This is a genomic window from Desulfonatronovibrio hydrogenovorans DSM 9292 (genome assembly GCF_000686525.1).
Lineage (GTDB): Bacteria > Desulfobacterota > Desulfovibrionia > Desulfovibrionales > Desulfonatronovibrionaceae > Desulfonatronovibrio > Desulfonatronovibrio hydrogenovorans.
In genome coordinates this window covers 583,887-604,168 of record NZ_JMKT01000008.1, presented here as the reverse complement: position 1 = coordinate 604,168, position 20,282 = coordinate 583,887, and the positions used below count along the sequence as shown (strand labels likewise).

20 protein-coding genes are annotated in these 20,282 nt (G+C 51.1%); 5 read left to right on the top strand and 15 right to left on the bottom strand.

What is annotated here, in order from left to right; all coding sequences use genetic code 11:
- Positions 1-2: 2 nt before the first annotated feature.
- Entirely contained in the window at positions 3-884 is an 882-nt protein-coding gene (locus P771_RS0104345) for a branched-chain amino acid ABC transporter permease (protein ID WP_028574175.1), read from the bottom strand.
- A 47-nt stretch (positions 885-931) separates the two neighbouring features.
- Positions 932-2,074 carry an ABC transporter substrate-binding protein gene (locus P771_RS0104340; RefSeq protein WP_028574174.1) on the bottom strand — a complete coding sequence of 381 codons (1,143 nt, stop codon included), beginning with the start codon at positions 2,072-2,074 and terminating at the stop codon, positions 932-934.
- Positions 2,075-2,483: 409 nt separating this feature from the next.
- Between P771_RS0104340 and P771_RS0104330 the strand changes: the two genes are divergently transcribed.
- Positions 2,484-3,431 (top strand): aspartate carbamoyltransferase catalytic subunit, encoded by a 948-nt coding sequence (locus tag P771_RS0104330; protein WP_028574173.1) that lies wholly within the window; start codon positions 2,484-2,486, stop codon positions 3,429-3,431.
- Positions 3,432-4,703 carry a dihydroorotase gene (locus P771_RS0104325; protein WP_028574172.1) on the top strand — a complete coding sequence of 424 codons (1,272 nt, stop codon included), beginning with the start codon at positions 3,432-3,434 and terminating at the stop codon, positions 4,701-4,703.
- A 6-nt stretch (positions 4,704-4,709) separates the two neighbouring features.
- Here P771_RS0104325 and fdhD read toward each other — a convergent pair whose 3' ends face one another.
- Both fdhD and P771_RS0104315 read right to left on the bottom strand, forming a co-directional pair.
- Positions 4,710-5,471, bottom strand: a complete 762-nt coding sequence (fdhD, locus tag P771_RS0104320; protein WP_028574171.1) for a formate dehydrogenase accessory sulfurtransferase FdhD — start codon at positions 5,469-5,471, stop codon at positions 4,710-4,712.
- Positions 5,472-5,635: 164 nt separating this feature from the next.
- Positions 5,636-6,946 carry an O-acetylhomoserine aminocarboxypropyltransferase/cysteine synthase family protein gene (locus P771_RS0104315; protein WP_051617107.1) on the bottom strand — a complete coding sequence of 437 codons (1,311 nt, stop codon included), beginning with the start codon at positions 6,944-6,946 and terminating at the stop codon, positions 5,636-5,638.
- Between the two features lie 521 nt (positions 6,947-7,467).
- Here P771_RS0104315 and metX point away from each other — a divergent pair.
- From metX to P771_RS0104295, 3 genes are read left to right on the top strand one after another with little or no spacing between them, the layout of a single operon-like run.
- Positions 7,468-8,640, top strand: a complete 1,173-nt coding sequence (gene metX / locus P771_RS0104305) for a homoserine O-acetyltransferase MetX (protein WP_028574169.1) — start codon at positions 7,468-7,470, stop codon at positions 8,638-8,640.
- On the top strand, positions 8,637-9,299 hold the full coding sequence (gene metW / locus P771_RS0104300) for a methionine biosynthesis protein MetW (RefSeq protein WP_051617106.1): 663 nt from the start codon (positions 8,637-8,639) through the stop codon (positions 9,297-9,299). Before metX ends, metW begins: the two co-directional genes overlap by 4 nt.
- Positions 9,300-9,329: 30 nt before the next feature.
- The gene (locus P771_RS0104295) at positions 9,330-10,595 is read left to right on the top strand and encodes a BPL-N domain-containing protein (protein WP_028574167.1); all 1,266 of its coding nucleotides are present in this window, start codon (positions 9,330-9,332) and stop codon (positions 10,593-10,595) included.
- Here the strand turns inward: P771_RS0104295 and P771_RS16430 are convergent.
- The 11 genes from P771_RS16430 to P771_RS0104240 form a co-directional block, all read right to left on the bottom strand.
- Positions 10,562-11,344 carry an HD domain-containing protein gene (locus tag P771_RS16430; RefSeq protein WP_051617104.1) on the bottom strand — a complete coding sequence of 261 codons (783 nt, stop codon included), beginning with the start codon at positions 11,342-11,344 and terminating at the stop codon, positions 10,562-10,564. The two genes, P771_RS0104295 and P771_RS16430, sit on opposite strands and share 34 nt — an antisense overlap.
- Positions 11,341-11,676: an SHOCT domain-containing protein gene (locus tag P771_RS0104285; RefSeq protein WP_035243867.1), complete on the bottom strand. Its 336-nt coding sequence runs from the start codon at positions 11,674-11,676 to the stop codon at positions 11,341-11,343. The genes P771_RS16430 and P771_RS0104285 overlap by 4 nt, the downstream gene beginning before the upstream one ends.
- Positions 11,677-11,683: 7 nt before the next feature.
- A complete protein-coding gene (locus P771_RS0104280; RefSeq protein WP_028574165.1) occupies positions 11,684-11,869 on the bottom strand; it encodes a hypothetical protein in 186 nt (61 codons plus the stop codon).
- A 95-nt stretch (positions 11,870-11,964) separates the two neighbouring features.
- Positions 11,965-12,615 carry a thermonuclease family protein gene (locus P771_RS0104275; RefSeq protein ID WP_051617103.1) on the bottom strand — a complete coding sequence of 217 codons (651 nt, stop codon included), beginning with the start codon at positions 12,613-12,615 and terminating at the stop codon, positions 11,965-11,967.
- A gap of 112 nt (positions 12,616-12,727) precedes the next feature.
- On the bottom strand, positions 12,728-14,494 hold the full coding sequence (rpoD, locus tag P771_RS0104270; RefSeq protein WP_028574163.1) for an RNA polymerase sigma factor RpoD: 1,767 nt from the start codon (positions 14,492-14,494) through the stop codon (positions 12,728-12,730).
- A gap of 54 nt (positions 14,495-14,548) precedes the next feature.
- The gene (gene dnaG, locus P771_RS16425; RefSeq protein WP_035243866.1) at positions 14,549-16,246 is read right to left on the bottom strand and encodes a DNA primase; all 1,698 of its coding nucleotides are present in this window, start codon (positions 16,244-16,246) and stop codon (positions 14,549-14,551) included.
- Between the two features lie 129 nt (positions 16,247-16,375).
- Positions 16,376-18,682: an endonuclease MutS2 gene (locus P771_RS0104260; protein WP_028574162.1), complete on the bottom strand. Its 2,307-nt coding sequence runs from the start codon at positions 18,680-18,682 to the stop codon at positions 16,376-16,378.
- A 127-nt stretch (positions 18,683-18,809) separates the two neighbouring features.
- Complete coding sequence (locus tag P771_RS0104255; RefSeq protein WP_028574161.1) at positions 18,810-19,259, bottom strand: GatB/YqeY domain-containing protein; 450 nt, start codon at positions 19,257-19,259, stop codon at positions 18,810-18,812.
- A 2-nt stretch (positions 19,260-19,261) separates the two neighbouring features.
- Positions 19,262-19,462, bottom strand: coding sequence for a 30S ribosomal protein S21 (gene rpsU, locus P771_RS0104250; protein ID WP_028574160.1), 201 nt, complete (start codon positions 19,460-19,462; stop codon positions 19,262-19,264).
- Positions 19,463-19,644: 182 nt separating this feature from the next.
- The gene (locus P771_RS0104245) at positions 19,645-19,827 is read right to left on the bottom strand and encodes a hypothetical protein (RefSeq protein WP_028574159.1); all 183 of its coding nucleotides are present in this window, start codon (positions 19,825-19,827) and stop codon (positions 19,645-19,647) included.
- Positions 19,828-19,873: 46 nt separating this feature from the next.
- A complete protein-coding gene (locus P771_RS0104240; RefSeq protein WP_028574158.1) occupies positions 19,874-20,146 on the bottom strand; it encodes an HU family DNA-binding protein in 273 nt (90 codons plus the stop codon).
- Between the last annotated feature and the right edge of the window lie 136 nt (positions 20,147-20,282).

The following is a 20,282-nucleotide window of genomic DNA, read 5'->3' as shown; positions in this document are numbered from 1 at the left end:
GGCTAGACCCTCTCAATCTCGGCCCGGCCGAAAATGCCCGAGGGTTTGACAAAGAGAATGACCAGCAAAATGATGAAGGCAAAGGCATCCTTGAAGGCCGAAGAGATAAACCCGGCTCCAAAGGATTCCAGTACTCCGATGATCAATCCACCGGCTGCAGCACCAAAGGGGTTGCCCAGTCCTCCAAGAATGCAGGCGGCAAAACCTTTAAGTCCAAGCAGGATGCCAACGTCATAGGAAGTAAGGGTTACGGGCGTCAGAATCACACCTCCGATGGAGCCCACCAGGGCGGAAATAGCAAATGAAATCATGACCATCCTGTCCACGCTTATCCCCACCAGATGGGCAGCCTTCTGTTCAAAGGAACAGGCAAGCATGGCTTTGCCGAAAATGGTATTATTGAAAAAGAACCTGAGCCCGGCCAGAACGAACATGGTAATGAGCAGAATCCATATGCTCTGAGGAATTACAGCTGCCCCCAGAAACTCAATGGCCTCAGTTCCAAAGAACGGCGGCAGAACAAAGGTGTCCTTGCCCAGAAAAATCATCACCACCCCCCGGATAAAGATGGATACCCCGATGGTGATGATGATGATATTGATGACGTTGGCTCCCTGGACCGGCCGAATGGCCAGCCTCTCCATAAGTACTCCGGTCAGGGTGGTGCAGGCCACAGCCAGAAAAATGGCCGGGAACAGGCCAACTTCCAGAGAGGCCATGAAAAAAACCGCAAGCATTCCGCCCATCATGACGAACTCGCCCTGGGCAAAATTTATGACCCTGGTGGCATTGAAAATAATGGTGAAGCCCAGAGCAGTCAGACCATAAGTACTGCCAACGGTCAGGCCGGATATGAGATATTGAAGAATACTGCCTAGATCCATGTTTTTTTATTGGGTAAAAAGTATTCAGGGGTGAACTGCCCTGGAAATCACTCTGATACGATTATCCAGTCCTGGTCCCGTATCTCGGCCATGACAAAAGATGATTCATCAAGGCCATTATGATCCTGGGGAGACAGGTTGAATATCCCACCGGTTCCGACAAATCCCTGAATTTTTTCCAGGTTGTCCCGTATATCCCTGGGTTCGGCTGACTGTCCCATTTCTATAGCCTCCTTAATGAGCATCAAGGCATCCCAGGCGTATCCTCCAAAAGATGATACCGGGGCATTGAACCTGGATTCATAATCATTAATGTAATTGGTCAGAAGTTCCTTTTGGGGATGATCTTCAGGAATCTGCTCAGCCACTGAAAGCCTTCCCAATGGAAGAAGCAGACCTTCGGCAGAACTGCCGGCCAGCTCGATGAATCTTCTGGAAGCGACTCCGTGGCTCATGTACAGGGGGACATCAAGCCTGAGCTGCTGCCTGTTGCGGGCTATGACCGCCGGCCCTGGATTGGTTCCCCAGCAGATCACAGCATCGGGACTCTGATTTCTGATCCGGGTCAGCTGGGAAGTCATATCCGTATCCCTGGGACCAAAAATCTCATCAGCAACCAGGGTGAAGCCCATCTCCGGGACCAGCTCCCTCAACACTTCCCGACCGGCCTGACCAAAACCGTCGGACACAGTGATAATGGCGATACGCTCATGCCCCTGCTCTCTAGCATGTTTCAAGATCCTTGTAACTGCGTGGCGGTCCGACTGGGGGGTCTTGAATATCCAGGGATTGATGGGATTGACTATCCTTTCGGCAGCTGCCATGGACACCAGCGGGACTCCGGCCCGGGCAAAGTTGTTCATGATGGCCAGGGTGTTTCCAGAGGTAGTCCCCCCGATTCCGGCCTGAACTCTATCCCTGCGGATGAGCCGGTCAGCAGCCAGAACAGCCTTGTTCACCTCGGTTTCATCATCATAAATAATTATTTCCAGCTTCTTGCCCAGGATCCCTCCTGAAGCATTTATCTGATCCTCAAGCATGATCAGGGTGTTACGCTCTGGTTCACCCAGAAAAGACGCAGCTCCGGTAACGGAAACGACTGCTCCGATTCTGATGGACTCCCCGGCAAAAGCCTGGCCAGCAGAAAAACAAAGCAACGCTACAATAAGTCCAGCCAATATCTTTTTCATCTCTTTCCCCCCTTTTTACCCTGCCTGCCCCAGGACCCTGCAAGGCAAAAGTCTTCAAAATCCGGATTATAAAAAACCGTGGCAACTCCTTTTTTTGACTTTTTATCGGCCCGAGGTCAAGGTGAAGTAGCCACTGAGCCTATTTTGCCTGGCCGGTATCCGGAGTTCAGTCCTGTACTGATCCAAACCAGGCAGAAATCAACCAGCCTGTAGATATGGTAATGAAAAAGCATGCTTTTTCATTACCAAAACGGCGGATGGCCAGTTTTCCCCTGCCAGGGGTCGCCGGGCTGTGCTCTTAATTATGCCCTTGCGCATCTTATTTTATTGCATTAGAATTTATTCGTGTGCCCGGTCGCAAATATCCCTGCCGCTTGTTCATTAACCCAAGAGCCCAAAAAGGTGGACCATGAACTGGAAACACAAGGACCTTCTGGACATTGAATCCTTGTCAGACCATGAGATCAGGCATATTTTCAGCACTTCTTCCAGATTTATCGAAATCAACTCCCGCAGTATAAAAAAAGTTCCAATCCTCAAGGGCAAGAGTGTTGTCCTTTTTTTTGCCGAGCCATCAACCAGGACCAAGACCTCTTTTGACATGGCTGCCAAACGCCTGTCAGCTGACAGCTTCTCCCTGGCCACCAGCGGAAGCAGCCTGAAAAAAGGTGAAAGCCTTAAGGACACGGTTCTGACCCTGGAGGCCATGAAGCCCGACGCCATAGTCATCCGCCACAGTCTGAGCGGTTCAGCTGCTTTTGTTGCAGAACATCTCCAGTGCAGCGTCATAAATGCCGGTGACGGATGGCACGCCCATCCAACTCAGGCCCTGCTGGATGGCTTTACCCTGAACCGGATCTGGGAGGATTTCAGCGGAAAGACCATCCTCATTTTGGGCGATATTGCCCACAGCCGGGTGGCCAGATCAGACATAAAACTTTTTTCCAGGCTGGGCTGCACGGTCCGCATCTGTGCTCCAAGAACTCTTCTGCCTGCCAGGGCGGAAACATGGCCTGTAAAAGTCTTCAATGATCTGAATCAGGCCTGCCGGGAGGTGGATGCGATAATCAGCCTGAGACTCCAGCTGGAGCGTCAAAAAGCCGGGCTCCTGCCGGACATCCGTGAATACGCTGCCCGCTTCTGCCTGAGCCGGAGGCATGTTGAGCTGGCTGCACCTGGGGTTAAAATCATGCATCCCGGACCAATGAACCGGGGTATTGAAATAGCATCTGACCTGGCCGACTCCCGGGACAGTCTCATCCTGGACCAGGTTGAGTCGGGCGTGGCCGTTCGCATGGCCCTGCTTTACCTTTATCTGGCCGGCTCCAAAACTGAACAGGAACTTCCGGAGGGCTAAATGGCACGCATGATCATCAGAAATACGGTCCTGAACCAGAAGAAAGGCTTTCTTTTGCTGGAAGATGACAGGATCATGGCCTTCCAGGAAGGAGAACCCGGGGACTCTTCTTCCTGTAAATTATATGATGGCCGGGGATATCACCTTCTGCCCAGCCTGATCGACGTACACGTCCATTTGCGCGAACCTGGTTTTGAATACAAGGAAGACATTAATTCCGGCTTGAAAGCAGCAGCAGGAGGAGGGTTTGGCCAGGTCCTGGCCATGGCCAATACAAATCCGGTCAATGACAATGCATCTGTTACCCGGCTGATGCTGGAAAAGGCCAGCTGGCACCATCCTCACGGCCCTTTTGTGCATCCAGTTGGTGCTTTGACCAGAAACCTTGAAGGAAAAGAACTTGCCCCTCTGGCTGAACTCAAGGAGGCCGGATGCCGTGCATTTTCCAATGACGGCCTTCCAGTCAGGGATAATGAGCTGTTCCGCCGGGCTTTGGAATATGCCTCAGACCTGGAAATGGTGGTTATTGACCATTGTGAAGATCCCTGTCTGGCCGGAGACGGGGTAATGAATGAAGGAAAAATCTCAAGCTATCTGGGACTGAAGGGAATTCCGGACACAGCTGAAACTTTGCAGGTCGCCAGGGACATTCTGCTGGCCGCCCAGCTGGACACACCTGTGCATCTGGCCCATATCAGCTCTGGAAAATCAGTGGAGCTGATCGCCTGGGCAAAACAGAAGTCCATACCGGTCACTGCGGAAACCTGTCCTCATTACCTGGTCTGGGACGAAGAACAGGTCCAGGGATACAACACCATGGCCAAAGTCAATCCTCCCCTCAGGACCAGGCAGGATACATCCGCCCTTCAGGATGCCCTGCGACAGGGAGTGATTGACATCATAGCCACTGACCATGCCCCCCATGCCGACTTTGAAAAACAGGTCCCTTTTGCCCAGGCTCCCAACGGTATCTCCGGCCTGGATACGGCCCTGTCCCTCTGCCTGGGACTGGTCCGGAAAAATGTATTTGAACTCAAAGACCTGGCCAGACTTATGGCCTCTTCCCCGGGTAAGATATTCGGCCTTCCAGCCAACAGCTTTCAGCCCGGTGACCCGGCTGATTTCATCCTGGTGGATCCTGAACACCAATGGCCTGTCAATGCTCAAACCATGCTCTCCAAGGGCAAAAACACTCCCTGTCAGGGAGACATGCTCCAGGGCAGGGTAATGGCCCATTTCATGGCTGGAAAAGAGATCTTCAGCCGGATCTGAGCCCTGTCAGTCGTTGATGATCCTTTCCGGAGCATTAAAGACATTGACCCGGCCCGGTCTGACGTAGGCCCCAAGAGTAATCCCGGCCTGCCGGGCGATTTCAATACCCAAAGATGAGGGGGCCGTTCTGGAAAGGACAACGGGAATGCCCATCCTGGCACATTTCAGAACCATGTCCGAAGTCAGCCGCCCGGTAGTATAAACTGCCCCTGCCCTGGGAAACCTGCCCAGAAGAATGGCTCCCATGACCTTATCTACAGCATTGTGCCGTCCCACATCCTCAAAACAGGCTTCAAAACCATTTTCAGTCAAATAACCGCAGCCATGGACGCAATGGGTTTCCTGCTGCAAGCTGGAATTGGAGAGCGTCCTTCGGACCAGCTCACTGATCCGGCTGAAGTTCATGACAAAATGGGACAGCTCCGGATAGTTTCCTTCCAGCAGCTTCCGGGCGATTTTACCCGACCCTCCGCACCCGGACGTGGTGATCATGTCCTGATCCTTTTGAACCTGGACATCTGCATAGACATCCACCCTTCCATCGGGGCAGACCTCGATCTGAAAAATCCGGGTATCTTTTTCCAGGTGACCCTGACCAAAAAGATAGCCGGCTGCAAACTCTTTCAGATCCCTGGCCAGAACCATAGCCGAGCCTATGGTTTCATCATTAAGGGTAACAGTATAGGGGCGTTCATCCAAAACCTTTTCCTCCAGAACACTCGATCCGGCGGGGGTCATCAGGATGGTGGAACAGTCAATAGTTGGCATGATTCACCCTTGTCATTCTCGATTCAGCCTAAGAGCTGCCTTTTCTGGTTTGGATCAGAGGCCGTGGCCGGCCCTGGTCGGAGCTGTTCAGTAACCTGGAATGGATAGCCCATTTGGTTCTGAATGTGAACAGTCCTTATACCCTGGATCAGGCTGAATCTTAACTATTGAGTTTTTTCCAGAGCCTGGTCCAGATCAGCCAGGATATCTTCAATGTCTTCCAGCCCCACTGAAATCCTGATCATGTCCTGGCTGACTCCGGCTGCAGCCTGTTCCTCTGGTGAAAGCTGCTGATGGGTTGTTCCGGCCGGGTGGATCACCAATGTCCTGGCATCCAGGATATTGGCCAGATGAGAACATAACCGGACTGATTCAACAAATTTTCTTGCAGCTTCCAGGCCGCCTTTTATTCTGAACCCGAACACAGCCCCGCAACCCCGGGGAAACATCCTCCGGGCCCTTTCATGATCAGGATGAGAAGGAAGACCCGCATAATTAACCCAGCTGACCAGGGGATGCTTTTCCAGATGCTCAGCCACCTTGAGTGCATTTTCAGCATGAACTGCAGCCCGAAGGGGTAAAGTTTCAAGTCCCTGGAGGATCAGAAAGCTGTTCATGGGGGACAAGGCTGCACCAGTGTCCCGAAGCAGGCCGGTTCTGGCCTTAAGGGTAAAAATCGGACACTCCTGTTTCCCTTTCTTGTCACACCCCATAGCTTCCCACATATTCAGGTCATGATAGGAAGAATCGGGTCCGGTCATTTCAGGATACCTGCCATGACTTTCCCAGGGAAACCCGCCTTTTTCCACTATGGCTCCTCCGATGCAGGTCCCATGACCTCCGACCATCTTGGTCAGAGAATAGACCAGAATGTCCGCTCCCCAGTCAAATGGATTGAACAGGGGAGGAGGCGTGGAAGTGTTGTCAACAACCAGAGGCAGGCCATGGTCATGAGCCACCCTGGCCATGGCTTCAAGATCGTCAATGTTGCATCTGGGATTGCCAACAGACTCGGTGAACAAAAGCCTGGTGTTCTGATCAGTGGACCGGGCAAAGTTGCCAGGGTCACTCGAATCCACAAATCTGACTTCTATGCCGAATCTTTTCAGGGTATGGCTGAACAGGGTATGGGTCCCTCCATAAAGATTGCTGCCTGAAACAATATTCTGTCCAACCCCGGCGATATTGGTCACTGCATAAAATATTGCAGCCATGCCCGATGCCACGGCCAGACTTCCGCATCCGTTATGGAGGGCTGCAAGTCTTTTTTCCAGGACCTCGGTGGTGGGGTTCATGATCCTTGTGTATATGTATCCCGGCTCCTTCAAGGCAAAAAGGTCGGCTGCGTGATTGCTGTCCCTGAACATGTAGCTGGTGGTCTGGTATATAGGAACAGCCCTTGAACCGGTTTCCTGGTCAGGATGATGACCGGCATGCAGGACCTTGGTCATGAATCCGTTCTGCTTGACATCCATATCATACCTCCTTATTTTGTCTGTCACTAATAAATTAGTTGCTATGTTTTCCCAGACTGGTCAAGAATTATTTGGTTAAACCATTGATCCCCGAAATTATCAGGCCGAAAGGCCCTTGACAAGAAAAGGATCTTCAGGGAATCATCCCTGCTCCAATGGAAAAGTCCCAGACCCCGAGACACCTGCAGAGCCGGTCAAGCTCGGGATTTTTAAATGCATGCCTTGTTTGATTGAGCCAAAGTCATGAATCATATCGACTCTTTTCTCCGCCAGTCGCTGATGCAGATGGGAGATTTATGCCTATGCTGCATGCCAGGGATCTGATGGTCGCAGTCCGGCCTTCAGATCAGTTTACTCAAAATTTGCGGCTAGGCCGCCCCGTCCATGCTTGTTTGACTCAAATTAGACCACATAGAAGAATCTACTGCATATACCAGGATCATCTGTCCTGCCTGGACGACTGCCTTGATCCCGGCCCCTTTGTTCATGATTCTCATTCAAAATGTCTTCAGGAGTGACCAATGAAACCAGAATCCACTTCCAAACCTGCTTATCAGGAGAGTGCAGGCCTGGTGGAAACCAACAGGGTCACCTTTCAGGGTGACAACTTCATATTAAAACTAGAATCAGGAAAGACTCTTTCACCCGTAACCGTAGCCTATGAAACCTATGGCCAGCTGTCCAGAGACAGAGACAATGCAGTCCTGGTCTGCCACGCCCTGACCGGTGACGCCCATGCCGCAGGCCGGCATACCCATGACCCCAAGGAAAAGCCCGGCTGGTGGGACATGCTTATTGGTCCCGGCAAACCCCTGGACACCCGGCGCTACTTTGTAATCTGCAGCAATTTCCTGGGAGGATGCAAGGGGACCACTGGTCCGGCAGAAATCAATCCGGCCACAGGAAAACCATATGGGCTTCATTTCCCATTTTACACTGTCAAAGACATGGTCAAGGTCCAGAAATGGCTTTTGGACCATCTTGGCGTCAAAAGGCTTCTGGCAGTCATCGGCGGATCTCTGGGCGGGATGCAGGTCCTCCAGTGGGCCATTACCTTTCCGGAAATGGTGGTCGGAGCACTGCCCATTGCCACAACCGCACGCATGTCCCCCCAGGCCATCGCCTTCAACGAGGTTGCCAGACAGGCTATCATGAGCGATCCCCAGTGGAATTTCGGACTTTATCAGCCCGAGCATCAACCAGCCTCAGGCCTGGCTCTGGCCAGGATGATCGGTCATATTACCTATCTTTCACAAGAAGCCATGCTCAGAAAATTTTCCAGACGATTCATTAACGGCAGCCAGCGGGGCTACAAGCTTGAAGCCGACTTCCAGGTGGAAAGCTACCTGCACCACCAGGGCAGCACCTTTGTGAACCGGTTTGATGCCAATACCTATCTCTACATCACCAGGGCCATGGATTATTTCGATCTGCCGAGCGATTATGGCAACCTGGAAAAAGCTTTCAGCCATTGCCAGTGCTCGTTTCTGGTTATTTCCTTTACCAGTGACTGGCTCTTTCCTCCTTCCTGCTCCCAGGAACTGGTCAAGGCCCTCAGGACCGCCGGAAAAAACGTCTCTTACTGCAATATTGGCAGTGACCAGGGGCACGATGCTTTTCTGCTTCCTGGAAACCGCATGGGCGAGGTGATTTCAGGTTTTCTGACCAGGCTGGAGAATGAGGTCAACTTATGAAAAGTTCAACCAAAGGCTTTAGCATTGACTGGTCAAAAAGCCTGGACCGAGACAGGTATTTTGACCCATTTATCCTGAAACTGGCCAAACCTCAGGACCAGGTCCTGGACCTCGGCTGCGGGCGGGGAGAGCTCCTCCTTGAACTTAAACGACACAAACAAATCAATGAACTCGGGATTGAACTGGATTCAGAATATGTGGCTGACTGTCTGTCCAGGGGACTCCGGGTGATCCAGGGGGATCTTGAAGAAAGTGTGGCTGACTTCGGGTACAATCATTTCGATCTGGTCATCCTGAACCAGGTCCTGCTGAGCGTTGCCAGCCCACTGCAGCTTTTGCGGCACAGCCTGCGCATAGGCAGAAAGGTGGCTGTCACTTTTCCCAACTTTGCCCACTGGCGAGTCAGGATGCAGATCCTGTTCAAGGGCAGATTGCCGGTCAACAGGGACCTGCCCTATGAATGGCATGAAACCCCCAACATCAGGCTGGCCACAGTGGATGACTTCACTGCCCTGTGTAAACAAATCAGGGCCGACATCACTCATAAGCATTTTGCCGGTCAGGGACCACGAAAGCAGTTCAGCCCCATTACCCTGCTGCCAAATCTCAGGAGCTCCCTGGCTCTGTTCTGCCTGTCGGATGGAACGGATTCCCCTTGAACGGGCACCGGCTTGCTGCTAAGAGAAACCATGTCTGATTCACAAGGATTTTTCTATCTTTTATGGGACGAATCTCATCTCTGGGGTGTCATGCTCTGGCAGGCCCTGGCACAGATGGGTACACCGCTCAAAATTGTGGATGCTTCAGAAATCAGATCAGGAATTCTGGACCATGCCCCTCCAGCCGGCCTGCTGGTGCCCGGAGGATGGGCCAGGCTCAAGGCTGAACGTCTGGGGAAATCGGGCCTGCAGAACATCAGAGACTATGTGGACTCCGGAGGAAAGTATCTGGGCTTCTGCGGTGGAGCCGGGCTTGCACTGAAATCAACATCCAGAACCTCCTGCCTAGACCTTTGCTCCTGGCAGAGAAAGCCCTTTAAGGAACGTCTACCCAATTTCAGCGGTCACGTCCTTTGCAGGGTGACAGGACTGAACCTGGACCAGAAACAGGAACTCTTCCTGCCGGTATGGTGGCCTTCCCAGTTTGAGCCCTGTCCTGAGGACCAAAGTGTCAAAATCCTGGCCAGCTATCTGAGACCCGGACAGGACTTTTGGAGCTCAGATCTGAACCTGTCTCTGGTGGACCCTGCTGATTTGAAAAAATGGGAGTCTGTATATGGGATAAACCTGGATCCTGCCTTGCTCACCCAAGAGCCATGCATTATCATGGGAGACTATGGTCAGGGCAAATACATTCTAAGCTACTCCCACCTTGAAACTCCCGGCTCAAGCCCTGCCAACTCCCTTTTGCAAGACATCCTTGAGCAGTGGCTGGGCCGAAGCTTAAAGGGAAAAACTTCCAGACCTTTATCCTGGGATCTGAAAAACACCGTGCCGGCCTGGAACCATCCGGTTCTGGTCAGGTCCAGACAGGGTTTGGACCAGGTCATAGAGCTGGGAAAAAGCCAGTTTCTCCTGTTCTGGAGAAACTCATGGCTTCTGGGATGGAGAAGAGGCATTCCAGGCTCACCCATAAATTTTTTGTACGCCCTGTCCTGCCAGGCCATGTCCAGGCTGCCCTCTCCCCAGGCAGCAGAATTCTGGGAAACTGCAGCTGATCAATTTGACCTGGAAATGAACGGTTTTGTTGCAGAGCTTAAGGAATACCTGGGCCATGAAAGGCTGGCCCTGACCATGAGCCAGTCTTCACCGGAAGCCAGTTCAGATGGACTGCTCCAGAAACAGAAAACAGACCTGTTCGGCTCGTTTCCCGGGTATGGAGGAAGGTACGGCAGACTGATCAGAGATCTGGACCGGCTGGTCTACCTGACTTTGGCGGAAAAGCCTTCCAGATAACCGGTGATCCGGTCCTCCAGCTCTATCAGCTCAGGTTTTTCCGGCAGCATTTTAAACAGCCTGGCAATGTAGCCCTTATCCAGGACAATCCTGCTGGAGTAGGCATAGTTCAGATCATAGGCCCAGGAGCATAAAAGCAGCTTGAAATCATTGAGGTAACGCATCCTTGAATATTCACCCAAATGGCCCTTCCGGACCTGACAGAATATTTCAGGAGTTATGCAGTCTTCATCATCCAGACCCAGGGTGACCACCCTGTTTTCCGGGCAGCCCGGCTCGAGATGGGAGAGCATTATGGGAAAGATATCCAGTTTGTCCGCATCACGCACTGCCCTGGCCACCATCTCGATATCCCGGGGCAGCCCCCTGGGCAGCTTCATCCTGTTGTGGAACAGCACCGCCAGCCGGACGCAGCGTTTCTCCTGTCCGGACAAAGGAGCCAGCACAGGATGGTGCCCCAGAATCCTGAAGCCCAGGCCAGCGTGGTCCACTGATTCGGTGTCTTTGAAAGTCCTGTACCTGGCATACTGTTCAAACCGTCCCATGTCGTGAAGCAGACCGGACAGGCGGGTCAAAAAAACAAGCCCGTCTCCAAAGCCTTCATATTCAGCCAGAAGCCGGGCCTGCAAAGAAACATTGCTGGAATGGTTTTTTTTGAGGATGAGGTTGGGATCTTTGTCAGAAATCAGCCCAGAAAAACTTTGACAGTAGGAAGAGAACAGGGATTCATGCCAGGCAAAATCCCTCATTTCTCCAACAGCCATTTCCTGCGCTGAAACTCGTCTTCGGTTATCTCACCGTTGGCCAAGCGCTGCCGGAGCACATCCACCGCTTCCCTGACCCTTTGCCGTTCCTCTTCAGCCTCCCGGTCCATTTCCTCGTCACGGAAAAAACCTTTAGGACCGAATAGCACCCTTAAAAAACCAAGGATCACAGCCAGGATCACCCCGATGAAAATGAATTTGGTCAGGGTCAGTATCCAGCTTCCGGTCATGCCCTCCCCAAAGGGCCAGTAGCTCCAGTCCACATCACTGAAACTGAACACGGACAAAAATTGAATCAGAAAAACTTCCTGGATCATTGCCGGGCTATCCCTCGTAGTATGTATAGAATTCTGGGTGAACTAGGATTTCGATTTTACCTTTATCCTCCACCCTGATCACCTTTTCCGGCATAAGCCCCACATCCAGGGCGATATCTTCTATTCTGGCCTTTTCTTTTTGCACTGCATCGTTCATTTCATCAAAAACAGCCACAACTACCCAGTCGTCCATATTGATTCTCCTTGGTGTAATAAAACTGATGACTCCCTTTATCCTCTCTTTGTCCTTGAGGCAAGCCCGGTGCCTAGTCCATAACAGCCCCAGGGCTACCTCTTTTCATCCGGCCAGGGAGTACATCTTCGACAGGGTGCGAATCCTTCATAAAAGGCTTGGTAAAGAGAAGAAAAAAATCTTTGGTTGGCCCTGGATATCCTCTGACCATAACCGCAGTCCAGCACATGAAAACGCTTGCTTCTGGTGTTGCCCACATACTCTTTTCCGGGCTTGTCAACAGCCAGAACCCCGGGCCAGAATCCCCTTCCCTCTTCCATGGCCTTCTGCTGGGCAGCCAGGATTTGGCTTGAGATTTCCTGGTTCTGGTTCTGATGGGGGAAATAAAAGGCATACCCTTCTCTGACCAGAAGAACATTAATGTTCTCCCCTGTCGGAAGATATGCATAGGCTAGGATCCGTCCATACCGGTCCTGGGGAGGCTCTCCCGGTTCAAGGGTGATTACATTGCCCCTGACCAGCTCCTGCAGTCTCTGGGCAGCTTCAAGGGCAAAATACTGGGCAGGTCCTCCATTGTATCCTGTCTCAGGAGCATCTATGCCTTTAAGCCTGACCACATCCCGGTTTTCCAGAATCAGGGTGTCACCGTCCGGCACCCAGGCCACCCTGACCTGGCCGGCATCAACAGTCCCCATCAGCAGAAAAACGAATAAAGAGCCAATAAACAGTTTTGCTGCAAATTTCATTTTATCCGCCAGCAAGTTGGGATTTTATGGCTTGTTCAGATCAGGACAGGAAATCCTCAGCATGGATCCATTCTCACCCAGGTCCCCCTGTCAGCTGAAAAGCCCAGGAACTCTATGTCTCATAATAAGTCTTAAGGCAGGAACTGCGCACAGGATGCCTGAGTTTGCGCAGGGCCTTGGCCTCGATCTGCCTGATCCTTTCCCTGGTCACATTGAACAGCTTGCCCACCTCTTCCAGAGTGTGGTCGGACTTTTCCCCGATGCCGAAACGTTTGCGCAGGACCTGTTCCTCCCTGGGTGTGAGTTCCGCCAGAACCTTGGCGATCTGCTCTGAAAGCTTGGAATTAACCACTTCTTCTGCAGGAGCCACGGCCTTCTTATCCTCAATGAAATCTCCAAGACTGGAATCTTCTTCGTCACCAATGGGTGTTTCCAGGGAAATGGGTTCTTTGGCTATTTTCAGGACTTTTTTCACCTTTTCCAGAGGATAATCCATACGTTCGGCAATCTCTTCAGGACTAGGATCACGGCCCAGTTCCTGGACCAAATAGCGGGAAGTCCGAACCAGCTTATTAATGGTTTCAATCATATGCACAGGAATGCGGATGGTCCTGGCCTGATCTGCAATAGCCCGGGTTATGGCCTGCCTGATCCACCAGGTGGCATAAGTGGAAAACTTATAGCCGCGCTGATATTCAAATTTATCCACCGCCTTCATCAGGCCGATGTTCCCTTCCTGGATCAGATCCAGAAACTGCAGACCCCGGTTGGTGTATTTCTTGGCAATGCTGACCACCAGACGGAGATTGGCCCGGATGAGTTCCTGCTTGGCCTTGAGGGCATCCTCATTGCCTTTTCTTATCCTCCACAGAATTTCTTCCAGCTCATGGACATTGTGTTGGCATTTCTGCTCCAGTCTCTGGAGGATTTCGGTCTTACCGTAGATCATCTCCTTGAAGGAAAAAAGTTCCTCAATGGTCATGTCCAGCTGGTCAGCAGCTGCCACTGGATTGACCTCTCTCTTGTCCAGCTTCTCCAGAAGGGTGAACAGTTCCTCATTGGAAAGTCCCAGGGACAGGATGTAGGCACTCAGGTCTCTCTGACAGTTATGCATCTGGCGGACATAATCGCCAACGGTTTCAATAATTCTGTCAATGAGGGTCTTTTCAAGCTTGATGTTGCGAAGACACTCCACAACCTCTTCCTTGTACTCCATGATCTTCTTCTGGATTCCGTAGACCCTCCGATCCGTCCTGGCGCAATCATTCATTTTGTCGTAGACGCCTTTCCGTTTACGATAGATATTCTTGATTTCTTCCAGCAGAGAAATCACCCTTTCGCGCTGATTCATCTCTTCTTCAGACGGATCATCCTCTTCAATGGTCTTAACTACATCCTTGAGTTTAACTTTTTCCTTTTTCAGGTCTTCCCCAACAAAGATAAGCTCCTCCACTGCCACCGGCACTTCAACAAGGGAGTACAGGACTTCCATTTCTCCGGCTTCGATCTTCTTGGCTATGACCACTTCCCCGTCCCGGTCCAAAAGACCTACTGCTCCCATCTCCCTCAGGTACATGCGGACCGGATCGCTGCTTCTGGATAGAGTATCAGAAACATCTTCCAGCTTCTCCAGGTTGATGGCCAGAGTCTCGGCCAGTGAATCTGAATCCTCGGGCACCACTGTCAGGGGCTTGCCCAGCTTCCCGTCCACTATGGCTATGTCCAGCTGATCAAATATGGAGATGATCTCTTCAATCTGCTCAGGCGTGGTCACATCCGAAGGCAGGGCCTTGTTTATTTCTTCAAAGGTCAGAAACCCCTTTTTCTTTCCTTCGGCAATGAGTGTCTTGATCTGTTGAACATCCTTGATGCTGCGCATTACCCTCCCCCTGAGATAATGTTATATCTGGCTGAAATAGCTTAAAATAAACCGTTATAGACTGTTCTGCATAAGACTCAGAATTCTTTTGACTTCGTTATGATCCTGGTTCTGCTGCGCCCTGACCAGGGCCTGCTTCAGATTCTTCTTGGTCACTTGTCCGGCCTTCTGAATGATGAATTCCTCAAGCTCTTTAAATATCTGAAGTCTGTTTTCCCGGATCTGATCCTGCTCCATCCTGGCCCTGACGTAAAAATCAGATTCATGGTGATCAAGCTTCAGGTCTTCATCCCGGCCGCTTCCATGCTTGATCTTGCTCCAAAAGGTCCTGGCCCAGTCAGATCTCAGAACTGGGTCAAGATTCAACTGATCCAGACTCTCTCTGAATTCCGGGCAGCAGACTGCAAAGGTCAGGATCTCTTTATCCCTCTGTTCAGGCTGATTCTTCTTGTCTCCTGAATCCGCAGCTGGTCCGGCAATAGAACCCTTGCCCTGGAGCCCTTTTCTCAGCTCAACCTCGGTCAATCCAAGACTTCCGGCCAGCTTCGGAATATAGTAGGTCTTAAGGGAAAAATCCTCCAGCTTCCCCAGGAAGCTGACCACCCAGGCCATGACCTCTCTGGGTGATTTCTGATCTTTGACCATCTTAAGGCAATAATTAAGCCCTGAATCAGCACCAGACAAAAGCCTTTCAAGGGCCTCTGCGCCTTGGGAAAAAAGCAGACTGTGGGCATCTTCTCCTTCAGGAAATAGAACAACCCGGCAGTTCATGCCTGCAGCCAGAAACATTTCAGCACTTCTCAAGGCGGCATTCCGGCCAGCCTGATCTCCGTCAAAAAGAAGGATCGCCTCTCTGGCCAGCCCCCCCAGTCTCTTGACCTGAGCCGGAGTCAAGGCCGTACCCAGCACTCCGCAGCTGTTGGCAAATCCGTGCTGGTGCAGAGCCATCACATCCAGGTAGCCTTCGGTCAGCAGGACCTTCCTGGTTTGAGTAATGTGCTTTCTGGCCTGAAACAGGCCGTAAAGATGCTCTCCCTTTTTATATACCGGACTTTCGCTGCTGTTCAGGTATTTGGGCTCACCATGGTCCAGGATCCGGCCGCCAAAGGCAACCACCATACCTGAAAGGCTGATAATCGGAAAAATCAGCCTGGACCTGAACCGGTCGTATATCCTGCCCTTTTGGTTTTGGCTGAGCACCCCGGCCAGGACCCCGTCATCGGCTGAGTGCCCTTTTTCTCTGAGAAAGTCTCCCAGAGACTGCCAGCCATCCGGACTCCATCCCAGGCGAAAATCCTGGACAATTTTCTTGGTCATTCCTCTGGAATGAAGGTATTTTCTGGCCTCATCACCCTGAGAGGACCACAGCTGGTCCAGAAAAAACTTACCTGCCAGGGAATTGACTTCCTGGGCAGTGGTTACTTCGCTTTGGTCTTTTCTGTTTTTCCGGCTGTCCTCAACGCTGATTACCACCCCAGCTTCATCAGCCAGCTGTCTTACTGCCTCGGCAAAGTCCAGCCCATTTATATTTTTATAAAACTCAATCAGGTCACCTGATGCCTGGCATCCAAAGCAGTAATAAAAACCCTTATCCGGGCTGACCGAAAAAGAGGGTTTTGTTTCCTGGTGAAAGGGACAGGGCGCAGTCCATCTGTCTCCGACAGGCCTTAGTTCAACAAACCTGTTCACTATATCGACCAGGGACAGTCTGGACTTTATTTCAGCAATGCATCTGGAATCAATGGTCCCCATCAAGCCACCTGAAAATGCTCTCCCTGAACAGCACTATGGTTCTATTAAGACAAGGATTTGTTTTGTCCAGTCCGCGTCTGAAAATCTGATCTCCTGTTTAGCATCTGCAAGCCAGACCGGCCAGACCAGTTACCTTAGCTCCACCTCGGTCATCCCCCACCCCCCGGACTCCTCAGAAGCTGAACTGAACCCGGCTACAGCCGAATTTGACTCAAGATACTTGTGCACAGCCGCCCTCAGCGCTCCAGTGCCTTTGCCATGCACGATCTCCAGTCTTTTTTGCCCGGCAAGCACTGCCTGGTCAATATACTGTTCCAGCCTGGCCAGGGCCTCGTCTGCAAAATTTCCCCGCAGATCAAGTTTCATGGATACAGACGGCCCGGACCTTTCAAAGCTTGTTTTAGAGCTGGATATGCTGTTCCTGGTCCCTGCCTCTTCAAGGGTCTTGGGGTCAACCCAGATGGAAATACCGCCCATATCAATCTTGATCTGCTTTTTTTTATCATCCTTTTCCAGGATAAGCCCCTTCCTGTTCCATGGCTTATAGACCAGAAGAGCGCCTGCAGAAATATCCTCCCAGGTCAGCCCGTCATTAGCTTCAACTGATCTGCTGCCATCCTCCAGGGAGGATCCAAGCTGCTTTCTGAGCTGAGCCAGGTCTTTCAAGGCCTTTTTCCGCCCTATTTTCTGCTCCTGCCATTTTCGGACTATTTCCTGGGAGGTCTTACGGATCTCGGAAAAAAGCCTGTTCTTCTCATTAACCAGTTCCATCTGTCTTTTCTGATACTTCTCATCCAAAAGGGCTTCTTTTTTTTCAAGCCGTTTGAGTTCCTTTTCCCTTTGCGCAGCCAGATGGTTCAACCTCTCAAACAATTGCTCCTGATCCCTTCCTTCCACCAGCAGATATTTCTCAGCTCCGGCAATAATCTCTGCTGGAAAACCCTGTTCCCTGGCCACGCTCAAGGCCAGGCTGGAACCCACCTGATCATAGGCCAGCTGATACATGGGCCTGCCGGTCCGGTCGTCAAAGAGGACTGAAGCTGCTCTGACTTCGGGTCTGGACAGTGAGTAGGCCTTTAAGGCCGGAAAATGAGTGGCTGTAGCCACCCATGTCCCCCGCTGCATAAGACCGTCCACCACTGCCTGGGCCAGGGCGGCCCCCTGACTGGGATCAGTTCCCACACCAAACTCGTCCAGGATAACCAGCGTATTTTCATCGGTGCTTTGCCAGAACCGGGTGAAATGGTGCAGCTGGGCTGTAAAAGTACTCAGGCTTTCCTCAACACTCTGTTCGGAAACCATGGACACAAAAATCTTGTCCCAAAATGGAATCGAACTGCCCTCATCCGCAGGCACGGGCAAAGCGCACAGGGCCATTAATGCGGCCAGTCCGAGAGTTTTAAGACACACGGTCTTGCCTCCGGCGTTCCCGCCGGACACCACCAGGACATGCTGGCCTGGCTCCAGCTTGATATCCATGGGAACAACCTGAAATCCTCCCAGGGCCAGCAGAGGATGACGGATATTTTTTAAATGCAGCCGGCCTGATGATGATACATGCAAAGGGCCGGCTTTTAACCTCTGGGCAAACTTGGCCTTGGCCAGGATGTAATCCATTGAAATCAGCCATTCAAAGGAATTTCGAATCAGATCAAGGGATTCCCTGCACAGACCAGTCAGGTATGTCAGGACCTTGTGCAGTTCATCCTTTTCTCTATGCCTTAGTCTTTGCAGGCTGTTATTAAGATCCATCAGGAAAAGAGGCTCAAAATAACATGTTTCTCCGGTCTGGGAATAATCATGGATGATGCCTTCAAGCTTTCCTTTGAAATTGGCCTTGAGGGCCAGGACATACCGGTCCGAAGATATGGTCAGGTACTCATCCTGAAGATAGTGGGAAATATTGGAGTGGGTAAGGGATTCATTGACTTTTTTGGCACACATCTCCCGGATGCCCCTGATTTCCTTTCTAACCGCATACAGGTCTGGTGAACTTTCATCCCGGATCTCACCGGAAGGACCGATACATCTCTTCAGGGCAGCCAGAAACTTATCCGGGATCATGAGATCCTGGCTCATCCCTTTCAACAGAGGATATCTCTGGGGATCGATCTTTTCCATAACTGCAAAAAACCTGCTGAGCTCTCCGAGAAAAGAAAGAAAAGACCAGAAATCTTCTATAGTCAGATCTGGTTCAGCCCGAGCCCCTCGAGCAATGAGCGGGTCCAAATCTGGAAAAGAATTGAGCGAGGGTCGATGCTCCCTGTGAAAAGAAACCGCTTCCTGCAGCAGACGGATCTGGGTATCCAGCTGCTGGGGATCCTGATAAACCGCAGTTTGGAGACAAATACGCCTTCCAGGATCAGAAACAGCCTCCTGACTCAGGTACTGAAGAACTTTGGAAAACTCTAACAGCTTGATGGTTCTAGATTCCATGGCATCCTGTTGATTTGCCCCCTGAGGGACTGTTTTTTAATCTGCTGCCAAAGATTTCAAGAAAAGAAATCAAGAAGGAATAAAGGAATGGGGACATCCGGACTTGAAACCGGTTGAATAAAAATACCTATTGGGGAGAAAGAAGCCCTCGGACAATTACACTCAATTCCCGGCCATCGGTTCGGCCCGGATATTTCTGGCCTATGACCTTCATCACCTGGCCCATCCCCTTGAGATCCCGGACCTGAAGCCGGTTTATCGTTTCCAGGGCGACTTCTTTCATTTCCTCGGTGGTGAGTTTAGCCGGCAGATAAGCATTGATCATCTCGATTTCAGCCGACTCCTTGCTGCTCAAATCTTCCCGTCCGGCCTGGCTGTACTGGCGAACCGACTCCTGCCTCTGCTTGACTTCTCTGATCAGAACGTCCAGAGCTTCGGCGTCGGATAATTCCCTTTTTAGCTCAACCTGTCGATTTTTAAAGGCTGCCTTGATCAGGCGCAAGACAGCCACTTTTTCATTTTCTTTGTTTTTGTAAGCAAGGATAAAGTCTTTTTCAATCTGATCAGTTATCCGCATAACTACATCATCTGCATCTTGCGCATTTTTTTCATCAATCTTTTTCTGGCTGCGGCTTCTTTTTTCTTCTTCTGAATACTGGGCTTTTCATAATGCTGCCTTTTCTTCAGTTCAGAAAGGATACCGGCCTTTTCAACCTGTTTTTTGAACTTGCGCAACGCATAGTCAAAGTTGTCATTTTCTCCAAGAATAACTCCCGGCACTAAGACTCACCTCCTTACTTTTCATTACCAAGCCCTGCTTGCTGGGCTCCAGCGGCCCGGGTGCATCTGAACATGCATCCCTCAGGCCAAGAGTGTATACCTATCTCTCAAACAAAAATAATGCAAGAAAAAAAAGAGGGCTTGATTAAGCCCTCTTTTCAATTCCTTAAAACCGCTCAGATCTACTGGGCCAGTTTTTTCTTTTCAGCCAGGGTGTCGCTTATGGACTGCACAACCACCACTCCAACTCCAAGTCCGATGGTCAGCAAGACAAGATACAATACGCTGAAAAAGACGAAATGGTCGGCCATCCACCAGGGTATGTCTTGAGGAAGCATACTTTGGATGGTTTCGCCGGGAATCATGGTCTTCCATTTAAGGTCAATCATTAGGGACCTCCAGCCTCAAAAGTTACTTAACGGCGTCCTTGAGGATCTTACCGGGCCTGAACTTTACTACCTTGCAGGCTGGTATCTTGATTTCCTCGCCGGTGCGGGGATTTCGACCGTTGCGGGCCTTTCTTTCTTCCACTGCAAAAGTACCGAAACCGGTCAGGGTCAGCTTGCCTTCGCCAACCAAAGTGTCCTGTACAGACCCCAGAAAAGCATTCAATGCCTTCTCAGAATCGGCCTTGGTCAGACCCGCTTTTTCCGCAATCTTGGATACCAAATCGGCTTTTGTCATTCGTAACTTCCTCCTTCAAAAGTTTAATACCAAATATGCCATTTCACTCAACTTAAGCAAAAACTACTTTAAAGAGCAACCAAACCTGAAAAAGAGATGGCCAATCATCCGTCGGACTAGGAAATTTCATACAAAG

What these genes read in the sequence shown, in the direction of transcription:
- P771_RS0104345 (WP_028574175.1), bottom strand. Translation starts at nt 884, where the DNA reads ATGGATCTAGGCAGTATTCTTCAATATCTCATATCCGGCCTGACCGTT.
- P771_RS0104245 (WP_028574159.1), bottom strand. Translation starts at nt 19,827, where the DNA reads ATGATTCCCGGCGAAACCATCCAAAGTATGCTTCCTCAAGACATACCC.
- P771_RS0104325 (WP_028574172.1), top strand. Translation starts at nt 3,432, where the DNA reads ATGGCACGCATGATCATCAGAAATACGGTCCTGAACCAGAAGAAAGGC.
- P771_RS0104240 (WP_028574158.1), bottom strand. Translation starts at nt 20,146, where the DNA reads ATGACAAAAGCCGATTTGGTATCCAAGATTGCGGAAAAAGCGGGTCTG.
- fdhD (WP_028574171.1), bottom strand. Translation starts at nt 5,471, where the DNA reads ATGCCAACTATTGACTGTTCCACCATCCTGATGACCCCCGCCGGATCG.
- P771_RS0104280 (WP_028574165.1), bottom strand. Translation starts at nt 11,869, where the DNA reads ATGGACGACTGGGTAGTTGTGGCTGTTTTTGATGAAATGAACGATGCA.
- P771_RS0104260 (WP_028574162.1), bottom strand. Translation starts at nt 18,682, where the DNA reads ATGGAATCTAGAACCATCAAGCTGTTAGAGTTTTCCAAAGTTCTTCAG.
- P771_RS0104340 (WP_028574174.1), bottom strand. Translation starts at nt 2,074, where the DNA reads ATGAAAAAGATATTGGCTGGACTTATTGTAGCGTTGCTTTGTTTTTCT.
- P771_RS0104285 (WP_035243867.1), bottom strand. Translation starts at nt 11,676, where the DNA reads ATGATCCAGGAAGTTTTTCTGATTCAATTTTTGTCCGTGTTCAGTTTC.
- P771_RS0104330 (WP_028574173.1), top strand. Translation starts at nt 2,484, where the DNA reads ATGAACTGGAAACACAAGGACCTTCTGGACATTGAATCCTTGTCAGAC.
- P771_RS0104315 (WP_051617107.1), bottom strand. Translation starts at nt 6,946, where the DNA reads ATGGATGTCAAGCAGAACGGATTCATGACCAAGGTCCTGCATGCCGGT.
- P771_RS0104275 (WP_051617103.1), bottom strand. Translation starts at nt 12,615, where the DNA reads ATGAAATTTGCAGCAAAACTGTTTATTGGCTCTTTATTCGTTTTTCTG.
- P771_RS0104255 (WP_028574161.1), bottom strand. Translation starts at nt 19,259, where the DNA reads ATGCGGATAACTGATCAGATTGAAAAAGACTTTATCCTTGCTTACAAA.
- metW (WP_051617106.1), top strand. Translation starts at nt 8,637, where the DNA reads ATGAAAAGTTCAACCAAAGGCTTTAGCATTGACTGGTCAAAAAGCCTG.
- metX (WP_028574169.1), top strand. Translation starts at nt 7,468, where the DNA reads ATGAAACCAGAATCCACTTCCAAACCTGCTTATCAGGAGAGTGCAGGC.
- P771_RS16430 (WP_051617104.1), bottom strand. Translation starts at nt 11,344, where the DNA reads ATGAGGGATTTTGCCTGGCATGAATCCCTGTTCTCTTCCTACTGTCAA.
- rpoD (WP_028574163.1), bottom strand. Translation starts at nt 14,494, where the DNA reads ATGCGCAGCATCAAGGATGTTCAACAGATCAAGACACTCATTGCCGAA.
- P771_RS0104295 (WP_028574167.1), top strand. Translation starts at nt 9,330, where the DNA reads ATGTCTGATTCACAAGGATTTTTCTATCTTTTATGGGACGAATCTCAT.
- dnaG (WP_035243866.1), bottom strand. Translation starts at nt 16,246, where the DNA reads ATGGGGACCATTGATTCCAGATGCATTGCTGAAATAAAGTCCAGACTG.